Raw genomic sequence first — 1596 nt, 5'->3', positions numbered from 1 at the left:
CGGACGCCCCACGGACGCGCGAGGTCGTCGGCGCCCAGGCCGTCGAGTGCGTCTCCCAGGGCGTCGCCGTAGTCGTGCCGCCACCCCGCGAGCTGCAGGGCGCCGAGCACCGGGGCGTCGTCCGGCCAGGCCAGTCGGGCTCCCACGTCAGTCACGGGCGTGAGTCTCCCACAGGCCGTCGGCCCGTTGTCGTAGCCTGACGCCATGCGCGCCTACCTCGACCTCGTCCAGCGGATCCTCGACGAGGGGGTCGAGAAGTCCGACCGCACCGGCACCGGCACGCGCAGCGTCTTCGGCCACCAGATGCGCTTCGACCTCACCGCGGGCTTCCCGCTGGTGACGACGAAGAAGATCTACACCCGCGCGGTGTTCGCCGAGCTCCTGTGGTTCATCGCCGGCGACACCAACAACAACACGCTGCGCGAGCAGGACGTGACGATCTGGGACGAGTGGGCCGACCCCGAGACCGGCGACCTCGGCCCGGTCTACGGCGCGCAGTGGCGCTCGTGGCCGACGCCCGGCGGCGGTCACGTCGACCAGCTGGCCACGGTGATCGCCGACCTGAAGGCCAACCCCGACTCGCGCCGGCACATCGTCAGCGCCTGGAACGTCGCCGACCTGCCCCGGATGGCGCTCGCGCCCTGCCACGCGTTCTTCCAGTTCTACGTCGCCCCGGCCACCGACGGCGGACGTCCGCGGCTGTCGTGCCAGCTCTACCAGCGCAGCGCCGACGTCTTCCTCGGCGTGCCGTTCAACATCGCGTCGTACGCGCTGCTGACCCACATGGTGGCCCAGGTGTGCGGCTACGACGTCGGCGACTTCGTCCACACCTTCGGCGACGCGCACCTGTACCTCAACCACCTGGACCAGGCGCGCGAGCAGCTGACCCGCGACCCGCGGCCGCTGCCGACGCTGCACCTCGACCCGGGGGTCACCGACATCGACGGCTTCACGCTGGACTCGATCCGGCTCGAGGGCTACGACCCGCACCCCGCGATCAAGGCCCCGATCGCCGTATGACGGTCACGATCGTCGTCGCGGTCGGCGAGAACGGCGTCATCGGCCGCGACGGGGGCATGCCGTGGCCGCGCACCGGCGACATGCGCCAGTTCAAGGAGCTGACCTGGGGCCACCCGGTCGTCATGGGCCGGGCCACCTTCGAGTCCATCGGCCGGCCGCTGCCCGGACGCACGTCCGTCGTGCTCACCCGGCGCGCCGACTGGCAGCCCGGTCACGACGACGTCGTCGTGACCCACGACCTGCGCGAGGCGCTCGCCGCGGCGGCCGCCCTGGACGACGAGGTGTTCCTCGTCGGGGGAGCGCAGGTGTACGCCGAGGCGCTGGACGCCGGGCTGGTCGACCGGATGGTCGTCACCCACGTGCCGCTCGCCCCCGAGGGCGACGCGTCCTTCGGCCCGATCGACGCCGCGAGGTGGCGCGAGGTCTCGCGCTCCTCGCACGCCGGCACGCCCGACTACGAGATCGCCACCTACGAGCGCCGCTAGCGCAGCCGGCCGGACGAGCCGATCTGCCACACCGCGACCCCGTGGACGCCCGCGGCCCGCGCGACCTTCTCGCGGGCGCGCAGCGAGCGCC

The 1596-nt window shown here is 72.9% G+C and carries 2 protein-coding genes; both read left to right on the top strand.

The window, feature by feature from the left end; genetic code table 11:
- Window positions 1-204: 204 nt before the first annotated feature.
- Window positions 205-1020, top strand: coding sequence for a thymidylate synthase (locus tag AC2W7G_RS15855; RefSeq protein ID WP_485869288.1), 816 nt, complete (start codon window positions 205-207; stop codon window positions 1018-1020).
- Window positions 1017-1505 carry a dihydrofolate reductase gene (locus tag AC2W7G_RS15850; RefSeq protein WP_485869287.1) on the top strand — a complete coding sequence of 163 codons (489 nt, stop codon included), beginning with the start codon at window positions 1017-1019 and terminating at the stop codon, window positions 1503-1505. The genes AC2W7G_RS15855 and AC2W7G_RS15850 overlap by 4 nt, the downstream gene beginning before the upstream one ends.
- Window positions 1506-1596 lie beyond the last annotated feature (91 nt).

Source organism: Aeromicrobium sp. PFPM2_SD2 (genome assembly GCF_057364525.1).
This window is presented reverse-complemented; position numbering and strand designations above follow the sequence as displayed.